The sequence below is a fragment of the Paenibacillus silagei genome (assembly GCF_017874735.1).
GTDB lineage: Bacteria > Bacillota > Bacilli > Paenibacillales > Paenibacillaceae > Paenibacillus_AQ > Paenibacillus_AQ silagei.
In genome coordinates this window covers 67,219-86,272 of record NZ_JAGGLV010000023.1, presented here as the reverse complement: position 1 = coordinate 86,272, position 19,054 = coordinate 67,219, and the positions used below count along the sequence as shown (strand labels likewise).

7 protein-coding genes are annotated in these 19,054 nt (G+C 45.9%); all 7 read right to left on the bottom strand.

The window, feature by feature from the left end:
• Positions 1-46 precede the first annotated feature (46 nt).
• The gene (locus J2Z70_RS26195; RefSeq protein WP_209878048.1) at positions 47-2,869 is read right to left on the bottom strand and encodes a thioester reductase domain-containing protein; all 2,823 of its coding nucleotides are present in this window, start codon (positions 2,867-2,869) and stop codon (positions 47-49) included.
• 559 nt (positions 2,870-3,428) lie between these two features.
• The gene (locus J2Z70_RS26190; RefSeq protein WP_209878045.1) at positions 3,429-4,343 is read right to left on the bottom strand and encodes a 2-oxo acid dehydrogenase subunit E2; all 915 of its coding nucleotides are present in this window, start codon (positions 4,341-4,343) and stop codon (positions 3,429-3,431) included.
• Between the two features lie 203 nt (positions 4,344-4,546).
• Positions 4,547-5,641, bottom strand: a complete 1,095-nt coding sequence (locus J2Z70_RS26185; RefSeq protein WP_342593061.1) for an alpha-ketoacid dehydrogenase subunit beta — start codon at positions 5,639-5,641, stop codon at positions 4,547-4,549.
• On the bottom strand, positions 5,550-6,503 hold the full coding sequence (locus tag J2Z70_RS26180; protein WP_209878041.1) for a thiamine pyrophosphate-dependent dehydrogenase E1 component subunit alpha: 954 nt from the start codon (positions 6,501-6,503) through the stop codon (positions 5,550-5,552). Before J2Z70_RS26180 ends, J2Z70_RS26185 begins: the two co-directional genes overlap by 92 nt.
• Positions 6,487-6,729 carry an acyl carrier protein gene (locus J2Z70_RS26175; RefSeq protein WP_036725003.1) on the bottom strand — a complete coding sequence of 81 codons (243 nt, stop codon included), beginning with the start codon at positions 6,727-6,729 and terminating at the stop codon, positions 6,487-6,489. The genes J2Z70_RS26180 and J2Z70_RS26175 overlap by 17 nt, the downstream gene beginning before the upstream one ends.
• A 22-nt stretch (positions 6,730-6,751) precedes the next feature.
• Positions 6,752-8,782 carry a condensation domain-containing protein gene (locus J2Z70_RS26170; RefSeq protein WP_209878039.1) on the bottom strand — a complete coding sequence of 677 codons (2,031 nt, stop codon included), beginning with the start codon at positions 8,780-8,782 and terminating at the stop codon, positions 6,752-6,754.
• 15 nt (positions 8,783-8,797) lie between these two features.
• A complete protein-coding gene (locus tag J2Z70_RS26165; protein WP_209878036.1) occupies positions 8,798-19,042 on the bottom strand; it encodes a non-ribosomal peptide synthetase in 10,245 nt (3,414 codons plus the stop codon).
• Positions 19,043-19,054: the final 12 nt, after the last annotated feature.

Here is a 19,054-nt window from a genome sequence, read left to right as displayed (position 1 = left end):
CCTATAAAATCATATAATGTTAACTTTTCAGATCATTCACTTGCCCTCAGGGTGTTAACTCAAAATACTTTGTCTTCACAAAGTAATCCAAATAACGGTTGAACACCTCCTCTCCTACCTCTGGGCAAGTGATGGTGGTTTCACTCAAGCCTTTGGTAACATTGGTAGTGTCATACGTAATTTCCACATCCCATTCACCCATATCTTCCGGAATGAACGGCAGCATAGCCTTGGTGGTATTCAGATTAGGATTCTCGGCAACTCTGTCCACCAATTCATCCTTCCACTGCTCATAGGGCATTTTTTCAACTTTGAACCCGTACGAATTCATCCAGGTATACACTTGGTTTAGTGTGTTCATTTTACTAGCGACAATATGGAAGTTTTTGTTGCTTGATCCCGCTTGGATGGACAATGCTACAATAGATTTGCTGACATAATCCACTGGAATAAATTCTATATTCACATTCTCCTCGAACAATACTCCTGCCTCTACACAGCTTTTGATCATAAGCCACATGATATCTCTGGTTTGACATGCCCCTGTGGTACTGGAGCCGGATATTCTGCCGACGCGGTAGATACTTAACGGAATGCCTCTCTCTTTGGCCAGAGCCATTATTCTCTCGCCAACCCACTTGCTTTGTTGATATCCCAGTACAAGCACCTCATGATCGGACGGAATGCTATCCTCGTATGCGATATATCCGTTTTCGTGTGAGAGCGTAGAGAATACATAGTGAGTTGACACGTAATGTACCTGCTTTAACTTATGAGTGGATGCCAGACGTAAAATCTCCTGAACTCCCTGTACGTTTACATCTTTAATCTTGTTATACGGCTCCAGGAAATTAGTGATAGCGCCCGCATGATAGATGGAATCGATTCGGACTGCCAATTCGTTGAAATCCTGCAGCTGTTGGCCGAGCAAAGGTCTGGCAAGATCGCCCGTGCAGACTTCTATTCTGCTTCTGTAAGCTTCGTCCCATAAATTGTACATTTCCATATTAGCCACAACTCTGTCGTAGCCGCTCTGCACACTGTCCGCACGGACCAGCAACACCATATGATAATCTGTCATAGCGATAAGCTCCTGCAGCAGAAATGCCCCCAGGAATCCCGTCACACCGGTCAAAAGGATGTTATGGATCCGGGTATGATCCCACGCTTGAAGTTCCTTTGCTCCGGTAATTCCCTCGTCCAGCCACACCTCATTTTTCAAAAATTCCCGGGTCTTATAGCGGAAATTACTTACGGCGGATTCATTGATATCCTGTTTATTTTGCTCGCTTTTGACCGCTTCAATATACATCGCCATTTGCTCAATGGACGAACTGTCGAAGAAAATCCGCACCGGCAGCATCATATCAAAGGCATTCTTGAACTTTACAATGAGCTGGGCCGCCATGATGGAGGTTCCGCCAAGTTCGAAAAAGTTATCCAAAACTCCTACTTTGTCAACGTTAAGAATATCTGCCCACAGGGCGGCAATTTTTTGCTCCGTTTCCGTTCTCGGCTGCAGATATTCAGCCTTAACGCCTGTTCTTGTTTTCATTTTCGAATCCGCAATCGCCCTCATTATTTCTTCAATAGACTTTGTATGACTAACCAGATCGTTAATTTGATCTTTTTCGGCTTCATCCAGCTTATTCCATCTGTTGAAAATGAACTGGTAGGGGTCAAAGCTGCGGTCTGCCTTGTGCGGTTTGTCTGGCATATCCGGTTCTTGGTCTGCTTTGTTAGGGTGGAGTGCTTCATTCGCATAATCCTCGAGCTTTTCACAAGAAATTGTCAGGGCTTCACCTGTGTGAACACGCTTCAAGTCGGTGCGGGTAATCCTGGCCAGAAATTGAGCCGCACTCTCATTCCTGCCGCTGGATTGATAGTGGAACACTATAGAGTCACACTGGTGTTCTCTAATTCTATTGGCTAATTCCTTCATTAAATGATATTCAACATTTTTACCGAGCACCCGGCAATTTAAGAGCAGAGCGTCAACCTTGAAGCTCTTCTTATCAACTGTCCCAATGATGGTACCGGCCATGCCGTAATCTCCAAATCTGTCTTGTACCTTTACGGAATAAATCAATTGATTATCCCCGTTAAGCGCTCCGATGATTTCCTCCTGTGTCCATAGTAATCCTGTCAGGTTGAAGTCTTTGGTATTATGGAGGATATGCTCGATCTGTTCGGCCTGCAGCTTATTGATTTCCCGTAGAGACACTTCCAGCTGGATGGATTGAAGGAATTCCTCCAGACTGTATTCCTCAGTGTTGTCTGCCAAGACATCTTCGCCATTGCTGTAACGGGAAGCTTCAGCGGATATATAATCCAGAATCCCCGAGGCCTCTACGCTCTGCATCCAAAGTGTAGAATCCTCCGGCAGCAGCAGCTGGCGTATTCCGTTTAGGTACAGCTCTTTCGTATCCAGTACAATGAATTGATCCAGTGAAACGCCATGTTCTCTATGTATTTGCAGGATTGCTTCTGTTATCGTTTCACACTCACAGCTCATATACTTACATTCTTGCTTAGTGAGGATGAGATCTTCCCTGTCCAATATGGCATTCAATTGTCCTGGAGCGGATCTTGAGCACAGCATGATTTCATTTCCCCAGCTTACAAGTTCCTGCAGATAGCGCTGAAATAAAAGGTAGGAATCATCCGTAACCACTCTTTGCTCATCCAATTGATGAAGAACTGCGTGTCCCTCTTGTTCCTCTTGCTCACACAATAGGACATCCGCATCAAAGACAAGGATATTGCGCTTATTGCTCAGATCCAGCTTGATGATTCGGCTAATCTGTCTTGCAGCCTCTTTGTAGATGCTATTCACATAAGGAGCTTTGGCAAAAGCATACATGCCCATGTGATAGCTCTGATCTGCGCCGTATCTGCGGATCAGTTCTTCCCCGTCTGCCAGGTATATGCCTTCAACGAATCTAAGCTTATCCATCATAAACTTTCGCAGCATCATGGACGTTTCCATTGCACCGCACATAATTTGCAGGTCACCGACCCCCAGAGGTCTGTTCTCATAGACAGGAGGGAGCATAAAAATCAGCTTGCAGCGGAGTGCCGCCTTGGCCTGCAGAACGGCTTCGATCAACATTGACAGATCAGCCTTGCATGAATTAAAGCTCTCTTTCCGATAGAAATCTTTCCGGCCTATAATATCTTCCAACCGGGTCCAGATGACTAAATAATCCGGTTTCTTCTGAAATAATAAGCTGTCCGGGTCCATGCACTGGGATATAATCTGATTATAAGGTCCGGTTTCAATTTTGGACTGAAGCCCGAGTTCCTTGATATCTTCTTCAAGATAGTCTTCCAGTAAATCAGCAGTGAAGCTGGACAATATATAAATATTGTGCGGCATGTCACTCACTCCATCCTCCTCCTTCACTCTCCACTTCCGGGCTCACACCTTACACATTGATCTCAAAATGTTCAAGCTTGCTCTTCAGCCGCGCCAAAAATTCGACCGCATAGAATCCGTTCACTACACGATGATCGTACGCCAGGCCAAGATTGATATAGCTTCTTTCTGCCACCGTCCCTTCCTTCAGGACCAATTCCTTCATTACCGCACCCACGGAGATCATCCCGGTCTGTCCCGGCAGAATGATGGGAATGACGCTGACAACATCGGCGCTTGTATTCAGACTAATCGTTATCGTTCCGTTCATCAGATCCGTTTCAGCAAAACTGCTTCTTAAGGCTTTATATTTATATTCCATCATTATTTCTGCAGTATGCTCAATCCTTCCAGCATGTTCAGCTTTAATTACCGGAATGTAGAGACCTGTCCCCACATCGATGGTCACACCGACATTGACTTCAGCAGCAGGAATAAATGTATCTTCATCCTTCAGCTTTCCGTACATTAACGGGAATTCATCCTTGATCGATACCAGCAGCACCGGTAATACTTCTCCAAACCCCACAATGACCTCAAGCTGCTCACCGATTTCCCGCATTCCGGTTAGAGCTTCATCACAATATACTTTCATTAATAAAAATGCGTTTGGAATATTCTTATGCGATTCGGCTACTGTTTTAGAGACCTGTTTTTGATTCTTACTCAAGAGAATCCGGGCCTCATCTCCATCGATTCTTTGCTTCAGCAGCTCTTCCAAGTCACTTAATTTAATCAATTTCTTATTTAAGGCTGACAGCTCCTGCTGCGAAAATTGGTGCAACGCGGCAAACGCTTCTGCCTGATTGGAAAGTTTGTAACTGGCCGTGCTTTCTGCTGTGGCACTGCCCACGGATAATTCCTTGTATGTATTCATCTCTTGGAGGGACTCAAAAACAAAGGCAATAACCTCGCCGGTTCTCACATCAGTTTGTTCTTTAGCCGCAGGATAAAAATAGCCGTCTGCTTCACATTCGATATCAATAGCTGCCTTGGAGGTCTCCAGGGTGGTAATTAGATCACCGGAATGAATGAATTCGCCCTCAGCGCAATAATAGTTCTGGATCAAGCAGCTGTTATCATTCGCATTTAACTGTGGAACAACAATTGGTCTCATACCCGCCTCCGTTATCCTTCTTTAGCGATTTTCATCAGCTTCAGTACACTTTCATAAATGTCCTGTTCCCCTACCAGTACCTGGCTTTCATAATACTTGGATGCGGGAATAATACTGTCAGAAGAACTTAAGAGCTCAATGGCTCCATCCTTCTGCTTATTGAGATATGGATATAATTTGACCGCTATTCCTTCGCCCCAGGTATGCCCGCTGGTCCCCTCTTCCACAATGAGAATCTTGCCGGCTGCAACCGCATCTTCAATAATGGCCTCGATTCCGCAGGGATACAGCTTGGAAGGTACCGCTACCTTAACTTCAATTTCATCCGCCATAATCAGCTTTTCAGCCACTTTCATGCACATGGAAGCCAAGCCTCCGGGGCAAAGAATAAGAACATCCGGTACACTGTTTTCTTCTATACTGGCGACTGCCCAGTTCTCATGGTCACCTTTAAAGGAATAGTTGAAAAGTTCATCGATTACGCCATTTTCATACCTGTACTGGGAATATATTATTTTTTCTTCAAAAAAAATACAAGGATTTTTCTCACTAAGCATCCGGTTAAACACATAATAATTATCATGGAAAGGAGACAGCTCATACACGCTTAGATTCGGGATGCCCATGAAGTATTTTTGCATGCTTTGGCTGTGTGTGGGTCCGTACCCCCTGTAACCGCCATTCGCACATCTGACAATCATGCTGAGATCCAGCTTGTCCCCGTACATGGTTACGGACTTGGACGCAAAATTGAGCAAAGGGTCAAATGACAATGTAGTGAAATCCGAAAACATCATATCCACGATCGGTTTGTGGCCCATGATTGCCATTCCGCTTGCCATGTTGACAAATCCCTCTTCACTTATCGGCGTGCCAATCACTCTGTCCGGAAAATCATCAGATAATCCCTTGTTGATTTTGAAGGCACCCCCATAAGGCTCACGTACATCTTCCCCGATTACAACGACTGCCTCGTCCTCACACATCAGTTGATGAATGGCATGTCTCAAATTCTCATTTATTTTTTCTTGTTTCATAGTCCGCCCATTCCGCTCCCTCTCTGTGTATGACAAGTTCCTGCAGCGTTTGCATTTGATTCCGGACACCTTCTTCAAGCTTTTCTACCCTTGCCTTATCGCTGGCTTTCATTTGGTTGTACCAGTAATTCTCCCGGACTCTTTCAAGCTCATCAGCACTTCTAGTATCATCGCCTTTACTGTGGGACGCGACCCGATCTGTTATAAATTCAATGACCAGGGGTTTGGATTCCTTGCGGACACGGTGTATAGCGTCACCAGTCTGTTCTCTTATTTCATTAACAGCTTTGCTCCGGATGCACAGATAATCAAGATCGAACCCACGTACCCGGCCTTCTATGCTTCCCGACATGCTGTAGCTTTGCTGGGTTGATATTGCTATTCCATTGTTCTCTACAACGATAACCATCGGGAGATTCCATATGCCGGCAAAGTTCAAGCTTTCGTACACGCAGCCCCTGCCAAAGGTTCCGTCTCCAATATAGACAAATACCAGATTATCCTGTTGCTTGTATTTATAACTCCAGGCGATGCCTGTGCCTACCGCTATGCCTTCGGCCTGAACCCCTGTAGATATAAAACGGTCTCTGCGGATATGCTGGCTTCCTCCGATTCCATTGCATACGGCGCCTTGTTTGCCCATGACCTCTGCCAGCAAGCCCTGGGCATCCCCATATCTGGCAATATAATGCCCATGCCCCCGGTGATTGCTGATCACAAAGTCTTCTTCTTCAATGAACGGATTCAACGCTACCGGGATATATTCTTGTCCCATGCAGGTATGAGTGGTCCCTGTGACATGTCCGCTTGAAAAAAGCCCGAGGACCGATAGCTCATATTGACGGATCAACAGCATTCTTTCCAGATCATGATCACTAGTGCTTCCCGCCAGAACCGCCTGCCCGGCAATGGCATTATTCAAAGATTTCATTGCTTACTCCTTTGCTCTTTAAGACCGTTATAAAGGCGGCAAGATTTTTCAGGCTTTTTACTTCCTTGAAGGAGAACTTCACCTTATAGGTATCTTCAATAGTTGTGATTAACTTGATATGCTTCAGGCTTGTCCATTCCGGAGCATTTTGCGGTGACAAGTCTTCGTGAATCGTTTCTTTGTCCGGTATGGCCAGAATATCCGCAACAATCTCTTTTAAAGTCATAACTTCAGCATCCTCTCATCATTCAGCCCGTTGACTGCAGTGCTGTATTGTAAATACTCATGACCAGTTCTGTGCCCATCGCCGTGTAATACTCTCTTAAATAAGGAACATGCCCTTCTTCATCACCAAGACCGTCGTTATACTCACTAAGCTTATATTTCACAGCGATTTCGTCTCCATGAAGTACAGATATATTCCCGTTTTTCGCACATTCCGCAGCTATTTTTTGCTCCGACTGTTGAATGAGCCGCTTTGTTTCATTCATCTGATTGACTTTATCCGATGCCGGACACAGATATAGGATGACCTTGGACTGATGCTTGTTCACAAAGCTACAGGCATATTGGATGAACCGGTTCGCATTGTCCGTCAGCACGGCTTCAAGCCTAGCATCCTTAGCATCCATGCCTTGAATCCAGTCCTCCAAACGGAGTAACAGGATGCCGATGCCCTGACTGCTTCTGCATAACAGTCCCGTATCATCAATCAATTGCTGGAACACCTGGCTATATGGTGCGAATTGCAGCTTATAGTCGATCCGGAGCTTATCCAGCCAGAATTCCATCGGCTCTCCTACCGGCCCGGATTCGAAGGAGGAGACGACCGTCATCACTACTTTCTTACGCGATAGAGAGGAGACGAATTCACCGATGGTCCGGTCAGGATTCTCAGTAATCAACTGGATTAATAGCTTGAAATCCTCAATCATCTGCAGAATGGTATCCTGGGCGAACAGATCCGTATTGTACTCGAACCCTGCAGATATTCCATTCTTCAGAATGGTTGCGTACAACGACAAATCGAATTGTGCCGTCTCTACCGATACTGGGAGTACTTCAACCTCAATTCCCGGAATACTAACACTCAGCATCGACTCCTCGGTCTGAACATACAGCACCTGGAACACTGGTGAATGCTGCATCTGACGTTCAATATCTAGGCCCGTTACCACTTGTTCAAACGGAATCTCCGCATGATTAAAGGCTTCCATGCAATGGTCTCTAACCTGGGTGAATAACTCTGCAAAGGTCATGCTGCTGGCTATTTCACTTTGGATCACTACCGTATTAATGAATAGGCCGATTAATTTCTCCAATTCAAGCTGGTTTCTGTTGGCAACCGGTGTTCCAATACAGAGCTTATTATCCAGACTGTAGCCATGCATCAGAAGGGTTAGCGCGGACATCATCATATGGTACATCGAGCCATTCATTTGCACACATCTGTCGCTCATTGCCTTCACTGCTTCTGTTTCAATGAAAAAGTATTCCGTCCTTCCCCGATAAGTCTGCGTGCTGCCCCTTCTATAATCGTAGGGTAAATGAATGGCCTTTGGTGCATCTTTAAGCTTGCCAATCCAATACTCCAGCTGATCATCCAGCTGGCCGCCTTCAATTCTTTTACGCTGCCATTCCGAATAATCGACATATTGTACCTGCAGCAATGAACGGGTAACTTGTCCGTGAAGCCTGTCCCGATAGGCACTGGCAATTTCATTCATGATTACACCAAAGGACCAGCCATCACAGATAATATGATGAAGGGAGAGGGTTAAGACGATTTCTTCTGCAGACAATATCAGCACATAGAACCGCCACAAAGGACCTACAGTCAAATCAAAAGGCCGTCTTGCAATTTCACTGTTAACCTCCCGGATCTTTGCGTCCCTCACCGCACCGTCGTATTCTTCCAAATGAATAATATCCAGCTTGAATCTTTCATACGGCTTGATAATCTGTGACGGGATATAATCTATCGTGTTGAACACTGTCCTAAGACTTTCATGCTTCTCAACGACTGCATTGAGCACATCTTCCAGAATATCAAGTCTTATATCGCCTTTGAGCCGATAGGACTGCGGGACATTAAATACGCCACCGTTCATGAACTGCTCCATAAACCATTGTCTTTGCTGTGAAAAGGACTGGCTGAACGCATTCGAGGTTCTGGCCACCCGCTCAATATCACTTTTCTTGCTGTCTCTGGACTTTGTAATTAGTCCTGCGAGCTGTTCCCTTGATAAGGATTTGATTTTATCCTTCTTAGTCTCCATATAAGTACTCCTTACCTATCTTTTCAAAAGCTCCTTAAGGCGCTTCCTCTTTACCTTCATGGCTTCCTTCTCTGTCTCCATCACTTCACTTGCAGAAGCGACTTCGGCATAGCTGCTCGTTGTCTCCTCCAGATATTCACATAGGCTGCGGATGGTTGGGTATTTGAACATATCCACCACTGTAATATTCGTATCAAAGCTCTCCTTGATCTTGTAATAGACCTGAACCACAAGCAGCGAATGGCCGCCAATATCAAAGAAATTATCATTGACGCCAATGTTCCGGGCATTCAGGACGGCTTCCCATATTCGCTTGACCTTGGCTTCGTTGTCATTCGCTGCTTCTACAAATTCATTCATTACGCTTCTTCTTAACCTTCCAGGCTCCGGAAGCATCTTCTTATTCAGCTTGCCATTTGGCAATAACGGCATCTCCGGCAAGACAATAAAGAACGATGGAATCATATAATCCTGCAACTGACTTCTGATATGTTCTCTGATGACAGGAATGTACTTGTGGTTATCTTTCCACTCCAGAGGATTGGTGAAGTATACACTTTGGTCCTCATTGAAGCGGATAAAATTCGGTACTTCATAATCATAGGCACAGGTGTCCGGTCCATATTTATTCTTATGGAACAAGATCAATTGATAATCTCCGCTCTCGCCATGACCATTCCACAAAGCGCGAAGCCGGTAATTTCCGCCATCCTGCACGAGCAAATCATATAAGCTTGGAGCATACAGTTGAAGCTCTCTAACGTCTTCTCTCAGCTCACGGACAGTTGCAGCTTGTATCGCATCGTCATTCAGCAGCGACTCAACCTTGTTCTCATGAACCAGCTTATCGAACTGGACATCATGGATTACAATAACGTCATCCTGCCGCCCGGTGAGTATATCCTGGAGCCCCTGCTCCGCTTGTATATTCCGCCAGCTGAACTGAACGATATTGTCCAGTTGCTCCGCTTCTTTCGTCCGAATCACTACCTGATAGCGGAATTTACTCATCTCATTCTCGAACTTTGTTACTTTAGGCAGAATGGAGACATGCTCTACCTGCTCCAGGGAGTCCTTAAGACTCAAGAAATATTTGGAGTCTACCAGCAGCTCATTCTCCGCTGTAATGGAATTCTTAATCCGGTCGTTTAATTCTTGCACGGTGGTATCCGCAGGAGCCTTATACCATTCCACCGAAGTATGATAGCTCTTCAGCAGCGGCAGGGAACGTACATCACCGATAAAAAGGGTCCCCTCTTTGTTCAGCATGCCTAAAAGAGTAGTAATCACCTCATTCAGGTACGCTCCGCTCGGGAAGTACTGAATGACAGAGTTGATAATAATGGTGTCGAACGTCTCATTCTGCAGCTCGCCAAGCTCATCAGCCGATTTCTGATATAGTCTGACATTCATGGAGCGGTCCAAATTCCGTTCGATATAATCGAGGCCTATCCTCGATAGATCAATACCCACGTACTCTTCGCATAACGGGGCGATTTTGAACAGAATCATCCCTGTACCGCAACCGACCTCCAGTACTCTCCGCGGCTTAAAGCTCTTAATCAGATCTACGGAATCGGTAAGCCACTCTTCCATTTCCGGGATCCCAAGCTTCTCCCCGGTGTAGCTGCTGTTCCAGCTGATTGTATTTAAGCTGAAATCTTGAATCGTTTCCTCTTTGTTGTACGCATTATCGAATATCGACTCCCACTGGGTGACCTGTTCCTTGCTCTCCTCCATGACATCCTGTTCTCTATAATTCACATCACGGACAATATAGGACACGATTCTTACATCATTTCCATCCTCTAGGTTTATAACTACGTTATCCTTAACGGAAGGATGGGACTGAATCACCTTTTCGATTTCCCCTAATTCAATGCGCAGTCCTCTTACTTTGACCTGATTGTCAGCGCGTCCAATGAAGCTGATGTTGCCGTCCGGCAGCAATTTGACAATGTCACCGGTCCGGTACATCCGTGCACCCACATATTTACTGAACGGATTCGGAATGAATTTCTCGGCTGTCAGGTCGTCCCGTTTGTAGTATCCTCTGGCCAGATTCACACCGGCAATGAATAGCTCTCCGCTCACATTGTAAGGAACGGGATGCATGTACTCGTCCAGTACATACAGCTGTACATTGGAAATGGGCTTGCCGATCGGCACAATCTCTTTATCCAGCTGCTCGCTGCAATCGTAGTAAGATACTTCAACGGAGGCTTCGGTAGGGCCATACAAGTTGTATAAACCTGCATCGAAGGTCTGGAAGAACTGTTCCTTTAACCGGTACGGCAATGCCTCCCCGCTGCAGAACACTTTTCTCAGGCTGCTTCCTGCCTGCTTGGCTCCGGGATGCTCCAGGAACAGCTTCAGGATCGAAGGAACAAAATGAGCGATGGTAATCTGTTCATCCCTGATCAGCTGAGCGAGATACTCCACGTCTTTATGCCCTTCCGGCTTCGCTATAACCAGACAGGCGCCTACCGTAAGCGCCCAAAAAATCTCGCTGCAGGATACATCAAAGCTGAAGGGCGTCTTCTGCACCTGCCGATCTCCCGGCTGCATCCCAAATTCTCTTTGACCCCATACAATACGGTTTCGGATGCCGCTGTGAATATTAATCGTTCCCTTAGGCTTTCCTGTCGAACCTGAGGTATAAATCATGTATGCCGCGTGGGTACCTTCAACCTGTACTCCCGGATTATCTGTACTCATCGGCAGGAACAGTTCCTTATCCCGCAAATCCACCTTCCGGATTCCCGCAAGCGCATCGGTCTCGTCCATGCAGTACAGCACCAGCTTAACCTCAGAATCCTGTAGCATATAATCTACCCGGTCCCGGGGGTATGTTGGATCAATAGGGATATAGGCCGCGCCTGCTTTTAGAATCCCATAGACAGCTACCATCATTTCAATGGACCGGTCTGCGTACACACCAACGAAATCCTCGGTCCCTATTCCCTGCGCAATCAGATAATGGGCGACTTGGTTCACCCGCATATTAAATTCCCGATACGTAAGCGTGTCTCCCTGGAATCTCAGCGCCGGTGCATCCGGTCTTAAGGCAGCCTGTTCTTCAAATAATTCATGGATAAATAATTCATTCTCAAATGTATAATCCGTCTTATTGTGCTCATAGAGGATTTCATTGATTTCTTCTTTATCCATGAAATTGAACTGCCTGATTTTTTGATAGGGATCTGCGCATAGGCTGTTGATAATGTTCTCCAGATGCCGCATCATCTTCCGTATGGTGCCTGTTTTATAAATATCCGTATTGTATTCACATAAGGTGTGAACTCCGTCTTCCAGCTCTCTCATGGAAATCCAGAAATCGAACATTGCTGATTTATTGTCTGTTTCCACTCTGGTAATCGCAAGATTCGGCAGCTTGAAATCTGGCAGTGCTTCATTTTGAAGGGAGAACATCACTTGGAACAACGGGTTTCTGCTTAAATCGCGTTCCAGCTCCAATTCGTCCACCAGCATCTCGAACGGCATATCCTGCGCATCATAGGACTCCAGTGCACTTGTCTTTACCCGTTCAATCAATTCCAAGAAGGAAATATCTCCTGACAAATCATTGCGTAGCACCAAGGTGTTCACAAAAAATCCGATCGTATTCTCTGTTTCCATCCGCGTACGGTTGGCAATCGGAGTTCCGATGGCGATATCCTCCTGTCCGGTATATCTTGCGAACAGGACATCGACCGCCGCCAGATAAATCATAAAGGGTGTAGCGCCCGTAGTTTCTGCCAGTTCATTCACCCGGTCCATCATGCTCTTGTTATATACGAAAAAGTCCTTTTTCCCATTAAATGTTTGTACTTTGGGTCTGTCGTAATCCGACGGTATATCCATGGTAGCAACATCCTTGAGTTTGTTCTTCCAATATACGAACTGGTCTTCTTTAACCATTCCGGTGAACCAGTCCCTCTGCCACTGGGTATAATCCGCATACTGCCATTCAATTTTGGGTAATTCGGCCGGCTTTTGATTCACTAAAGCATCATATAGCTCGACGAATTCATGTACAAAGACTCCCATAGACCAGCCGTCGGAAATAATATGATGCATGGTGAGGAAAATAACATGCTCATCTGCGGCGAATTTAAGCAGCTTACATCTGATTAATGGTCCGTTTTTGAAATCAAATTCCTGATGTACTTCTTCATCTGCCAGTTCGGTAATTACCTGTTCTCTTGCCTCTTCTTCCACATGCGTTAGATTCTGCAGAGGGATACAGACGGCATCCACATCATGCAGAACCTGCATAATTTGCCCTTCAATGTTGTCGAAGGTCGTTCTGAGTCCTTCATGGCGCTTGACGATTTCTGTAACAGCCTGCTGCAGGCAGGGGACATTTAGCTCGCCTTTAAGCCTGATGGTCTCCAGAATATTGTAAAACGCGCTTTCTTCATCATATTGTTTTAAGAACCAAAGTCTTTGCTGGGCATAAGAAGCCGGTATGCCCTGTTTCTTCTCTTCATCAGATAATTTTGGAAGGGGATTTTCCCCCTTGGAATCCGTAACCGGGCGAACTCTCTCTTCCACAAGCTTAGCCAGCGCTCCAACGGTCGGATGATAGAATAAGTCATTGATGGCAAATTCGATCCCGTATTCTTTTTTAATTCTGGAGACGACCTGGGTTGCCTTTAAGGAATGTCCTCCAAGCTCAAAGAAGTTATCATTCATCCCTATCTTCCCGGCGGATAATACTTCGGACCAAATGTTGCTTATGATTCTCTCAGCATCTGTAGACGCTTCTACATATGGCTCTGCTTGTTCCTCTTCGATCACTTCGCCATCCCTATTGACCGTGAGCATCTTCAGCGTGCTTACCGCGCCATAATCATCTAGGACCTTGGCGTTCTCAAGCTGGAGAAGAGCCTCTGTATCTTCCTGCCTGTAGACAGCAAGATATTCTTTGGCATACACTTTCTCATCGATTCTGTGGCTGATATGCACATTATTCTCGTCAATTCCTACATAGACCATGTCGTCACCTAGGTTCAGCAGGGCTTCAAAGAATAACAAGCCATCCTGCTCACTGATCACGTGCTGCCCGATGGATTCACTGAGGCTGTTAATGGATTGCAGGCTGCCCGCAGTCATTCCGATCTTATCCCACATCGTCCAGGAGATACATTTCACTGCATACCCTAACTGGCTGGCTGCATATTGGCAGAACATTTCCAGGAAGCTGTTTCCTGCCGCATAGGCACTGAAGGTCGCACTTCCGAGCAGCGAGGTCACCGAAGAGAAAGTGATCAGCATCGCAGCTTTTCTGCTCTTCAAGAGTTCAAACAGATTCAGCACACCATAGACCTTAGCATCGAATTCTTCGGCAAAAGTCTGCTGTCCGATTTCCGTAATCAGGTATGAATCCCGGTTATCAAAATGCCGTTGGTAGCTTGAATTCCCGGCAAGGTGTATAATTCCGTCTATCTGAATTCCCTTCGATTGCTCATAATCTTCAACCGCCTGAACGATGGAATCCAGCACACACACATCCGCCTGCCGGTAACTGATGGAAGTTCCTAGTGCAACTAATTGGTTGTAATGTTGAACTCTGCTATCATTATCCTCAAGAGTCCCCAGATCGCTTCTTCCCAGGATCAGAAGATTCGCTTGATAGTTTTCAATGAGCTGACTGCAGATTTTTGTGCCGATGCCCCCAAGGCCCCCGGTTACCACATAATTTCCGCCTTGTTTGATCCTTGTCTTGGGTTCTGCTTTCCGTAAAGGCACATTCCGGAGCTTCCAGGTTAATCTCCTGCCGTCACGGTAACTGATTTCCTTCACGGCAGTCTCTCCGTGCATAATCTCAGCGCGTAATAAGCGGGCATCCTGCTTGATATCCCTGCCTTCCAAATCGATCAGCAGCGATCGTAAACCCGTATTCTCCGTATCCAGAGTAGCCATGAAGCCGATTAATGCGGCATTATCATAACGGGTTTCCAGACCGCCTGCATCCTGGAACACATTGCTGCTACCCACATACAGGCTTGTAGAAGCGCATAGGTCATTGTCCGCCAATACCTGCAGTAAGTGGATTAGACTAAAGACACCGAGTTGGTTACTGCTTGAGATATCTGTATCTCCGCTAGCGTTGATTTGATAAGTGGGAAGATAGATCATATGATCGGCCTTCCACCCGATTTGCTTAAAATAGTCAAACAGCTCTTTGCAGCCCTCATAACGGGTATAATCACAGCCATAATGATTCCGGTCATATACCTGGAAGCAGTCCTCTTGCTTGACCGATATGACCCTGGTCTCATCCAGTCCCATACCTTCTATGAATTCACCCGCCAATCCGTGGCGGTCCTCAAACACCAGGATATTGACGCAGGGTACGGTGCCCTCTTCAAGCTTAAAGCTCAGCGGCTTCCATACTTTCTTGAATATCCATGGCTTTACGGTGTTCTTATTTCTGACGATTTCGAGTTTTTTCAGGACAGCATCGTATTTGCCGGCAAGCAGGGAATCTCTTAACAGAATCCGCTGAATTTTACCAATTCCTGTCTTTGGAATCTCTTTTTTAGCCAGAGGAATGATGTATTCAATAACAAGCCCGATTTTTGAAGTGATGACCTTTTGCATCTCTTTGATGATTCCTTTGAGCTTCACGGCATCCATAGATACCGGATGGAAGAATATCGCTAATACTTCCTCTTGTGAACTGCTTGCTTTGACTGATACCGCAGCCGTATAGGATACTTCAACCCCGTCAATCTCCTCAAGGATGGCCTCAATTTCCGAATTATTATAATTGACACCATTGATGATAATGATGTCTTTGGCCCTGCCTGTAATGGTAAGTCCCCGGTCGGTTATAATCCCCAGATCCCCCGTATCGAACCAGCCGTCTGACGTAAATGCTTCGGCGTTTGCTTTGGGGTTATTGTAATATCCCGGTGTAACACACACCCCGGCCATCTGAAAGCGTCCCTCTGTATAAAGAGGCACTAATTCATTCTGAGCATCGACAATACGGATGCTGTTCCCTGGAAGAGGTCTGCCTACACTTACACTGCTATCCTCCTTCTTCACTACATCATGACCGAAATCCGTGGAATATATGGAACCCGAACAAGTCTCGGACATCCCGAAGCACGGCATCATTGCCGACTTATCCAGATGATATGGCTTAAGGATTTCATTAAACTTCAGTGCGGTCCGCGCCACCACCACTTCTCCGCCGTTGGTTATAAATCGCAGGGCAGACAGGTCAATATTCAGTTCTTTGATTCCACCCTCAAGGCTGTTAATCAAATTAAAGGCGAAGTTGGGTGCCCAGGTATTCGTAGCTCTGAAATCACTCATCAGCGTAAGCCAACGGAGCGGAGCTTCCAGAATATAATTAACAGGTGCCAGAATCTCCTGGCAATGCAGATAGATGTCTCTTACATTACACATTACAATTCCGCCCACATGGTCCATAGGCATCCAGTTAAAGGTCACTTCTTCTGGACCAAACCCGTTATTTTGGCAGGCGGCGATCGTGCGTCTCAGAATATTTCTGTGGGTCTGCATAACTCCTTTCGGCATTCCTGTGCTTCCCGAGGTAAGCAGCAGCAGCGCTACATCATCCGGCTTCACCTCGTAGGTGATTTCTAGTTCCCGGCTGTTCATCAATTGTTCAGCGGAATAGACGGTGAACTCTTCTTCGCCGCCAAGAACTCCGGGAACACTGCGAATACTTTCAGCCAGAGCTTCATCCGTCACAATCACAGGCTGTTCAAGCATTTTCCAAGCATTCAACAGTTTGCGGATCACTGCATTATCTTCTTTATAAGAAGCAGCTACCGTAGCCGGAATTCCGATAAAGCCGCCTAACATACAAGCCCAGAAGGTATTTACATAATTCCGGTTGTTATCCATCTGATAGATGACCTTGTCCCCAGGCTGCAATCCTCTTTCGATAAGACCGCAGCAGATAGCCTTGGCTTCACTGTAGACCTGCTTATAGTTAGCAAACTCAATGCTGCCATCATAATTAACGAACCGGATGCCATAATCCTCAGGAGCTTGATCGGCAGCCCGTTTGATGTAATAACCCAGATCAAAGACGGTATTCTCAGGAATGATCACTTCTTCTCCAACAATGAGTGATAGCTGTGTGTCAGCGCCGCTCTCTTCCTTGCAGGCTTCAACCACTTCAACGTTATCCGTTTTGCCGGAGCTCTTCTTCTTAATAAAAGAAAAATGCTCGGCCAAATCGGAGATATGCACGTTATCCCGGCTGATTCTTAGAGCCTTGCGCACGAACTTCACAGGAGAATCACTCATAGCGCTCTGCTCATCCGGGATCACTAAGTTGCTCCAGCGCTGAATGAGGTTGTCATTAATAATTTCCAGTTCGAGCAGATCATTGATTTTGACAACGCCATCTCTGTAATAAGGAATGTTTGACACAGGAACGAACTCTGTTGCTGCCAGACAATCCTTCTTATTTAAGTCAAGCAAGATGCACAATCTGTCGGCGATTGCACTTCTTATGGCTCCGGTTCGCTCTTCATCGAATGCCGCTTGTTCCACTACAGCATCCGTCACCGGCTCCACATAATAGACAACAAGCTTGGATTCACCCTTCCTGTTATAACGGTGAAGCATCTTCACGTCTTCTACTAATGATTCCGCTCTTAGGGCACGCTCCAGCACAGGCAAATCACGTTTGATTCCGCCAATTACCATGCTGGTGCTTAAGGTCTCATTAATCATTAACGTTCCATCTGCATAATAACGGCCCATATACCCGGAAGCGGTCTGATCCGGCGTCCATACACTGCCCTCGAATCCATCCGGAAGCGGGTGACCATATGTATCAACAATCAGAACGCGCGGTATAGCGGAAGCTGATATCTGAGGGATAGGCTGGTTATGCAAGTTCACAACGGCGGATACTGCCTTCCCTGCTTTGAAATCTGTATTCTGCTCAGATGGAAGCAGTTGAATCGTGCGGATAGCTTCATTTATTTTAAGGACCATTTCATCCAAAATCGTTATGAAGCTCCGTTGAAATTCTTCAATGATCCTGTCGCTGAAATAAGCGGAATTATAGATCGTCTCCACAAGGATTCCGTGATCCGGCTTAACCACCCAGGCCAGCGGATAATTGATTTCTTCTCTTAATTGCAGCTCTGTTATTGAGAACTCTGTGATATCCTTATAAGCCTGAGCGTTGGCATAATTCTCATATACAAAAATACTCTGGAATAACTGAGGCAGATTATGGGCGCTGCTGATCTCAGCCAACGACATATATTCATGGGGACTGCGGCTGATTTGATCCTGTGTGAGGTTCTCCAGACACTCCAGCAAGGTAAGGTTACCATCCAACTGAACACGAACCGGAATGGTATTGATAAAGATGCCTACGGTTTGATCGATACCTTTTAATTCCGCAGGTCTTCCCGACACAGTCGTCCCATAGACGACATCTTCTTTTCCACTGTATTTACTCAACAGGATGGCAAAGGCAAGATTATACAGTTGATAGGCGCTGAACCCGTTATTTTTAGATATCTGCTCGATAGAATGATGTATATCCTCTGAAAGCCGTAAGGAGAGTTTACGGGTCTCCCCCTTCTGCTCTTCCACTACAGACTCAGTATACAGAGGCAAAGCTTCCTCGAAGCCCTTAAGCTTGTCTTTCCAGTACTGTCTGGAGACCTCGGCATCCTGTTTATGCAACCAATGGATATAGTCCTTAAATGATGCGGATTTTTTCTTCGCCGGCGCTTCCCCTGTCATGAACGCTTTATAATTCCCGAACATTTCCTCCAGTACCAGAGGCAGTGACCAGCCATCCATGATGATGTGGTGAAAGCTCCAGACAAAATAATAGCTGTCTTCAGTAATCTGAATTAGAGCAAACCTCATCAGCGGAGCCTTGTCCAGTTCAAAACCCATCATTCGATCATTTTCAAGAAACGTGCTATAATCATGCCCGATTTCTTCAAGCGGCAGATTGCTCCAGTCATACTGAATGTAGCTGCATTCGCATTGCTTCAGAACTACCTGAACAGGTTTTTTCACACCTTCCCAGACAAAGGCGGTTCTTAGAGCGGAATGATCGTTAATGACCTTCTGCCAGGAATCCCAAAAATATTCGAAATTAATCTGCCCGTGTAATTTGCACGAGAATTGCTCCAAATACATGCTGCTGCTTTCACTTTTCAAGCTGTGGAACAGCATGCCTTCCTGCATGGTGGATAATCCATAGATATCTGCAACGTTCCTCTTGTTCATGTATTCTCCTCT

What these genes read in the sequence shown, in the direction of transcription:
- J2Z70_RS26195 (WP_209878048.1), bottom strand. Translation starts at nt 2,869, where the DNA reads ATGGGCATGTATGCTTTTGCCAAAGCTCCTTATGTGAATAGCATCTAC.
- J2Z70_RS26180 (WP_209878041.1), bottom strand. Translation starts at nt 6,503, where the DNA reads ATGAAATCTTTGAATAATGCCATTGCCGGGCAGGCGGTTCTGGCGGGA.
- J2Z70_RS26175 (WP_036725003.1), bottom strand. Translation starts at nt 6,729, where the DNA reads ATGACTTTAAAAGAGATTGTTGCGGATATTCTGGCCATACCGGACAAA.
- J2Z70_RS26170 (WP_209878039.1), bottom strand. Translation starts at nt 8,782, where the DNA reads ATGGAGACTAAGAAGGATAAAATCAAATCCTTATCAAGGGAACAGCTC.
- J2Z70_RS26165 (WP_209878036.1), bottom strand. Translation starts at nt 19,042, where the DNA reads ATGAACAAGAGGAACGTTGCAGATATCTATGGATTATCCACCATGCAG.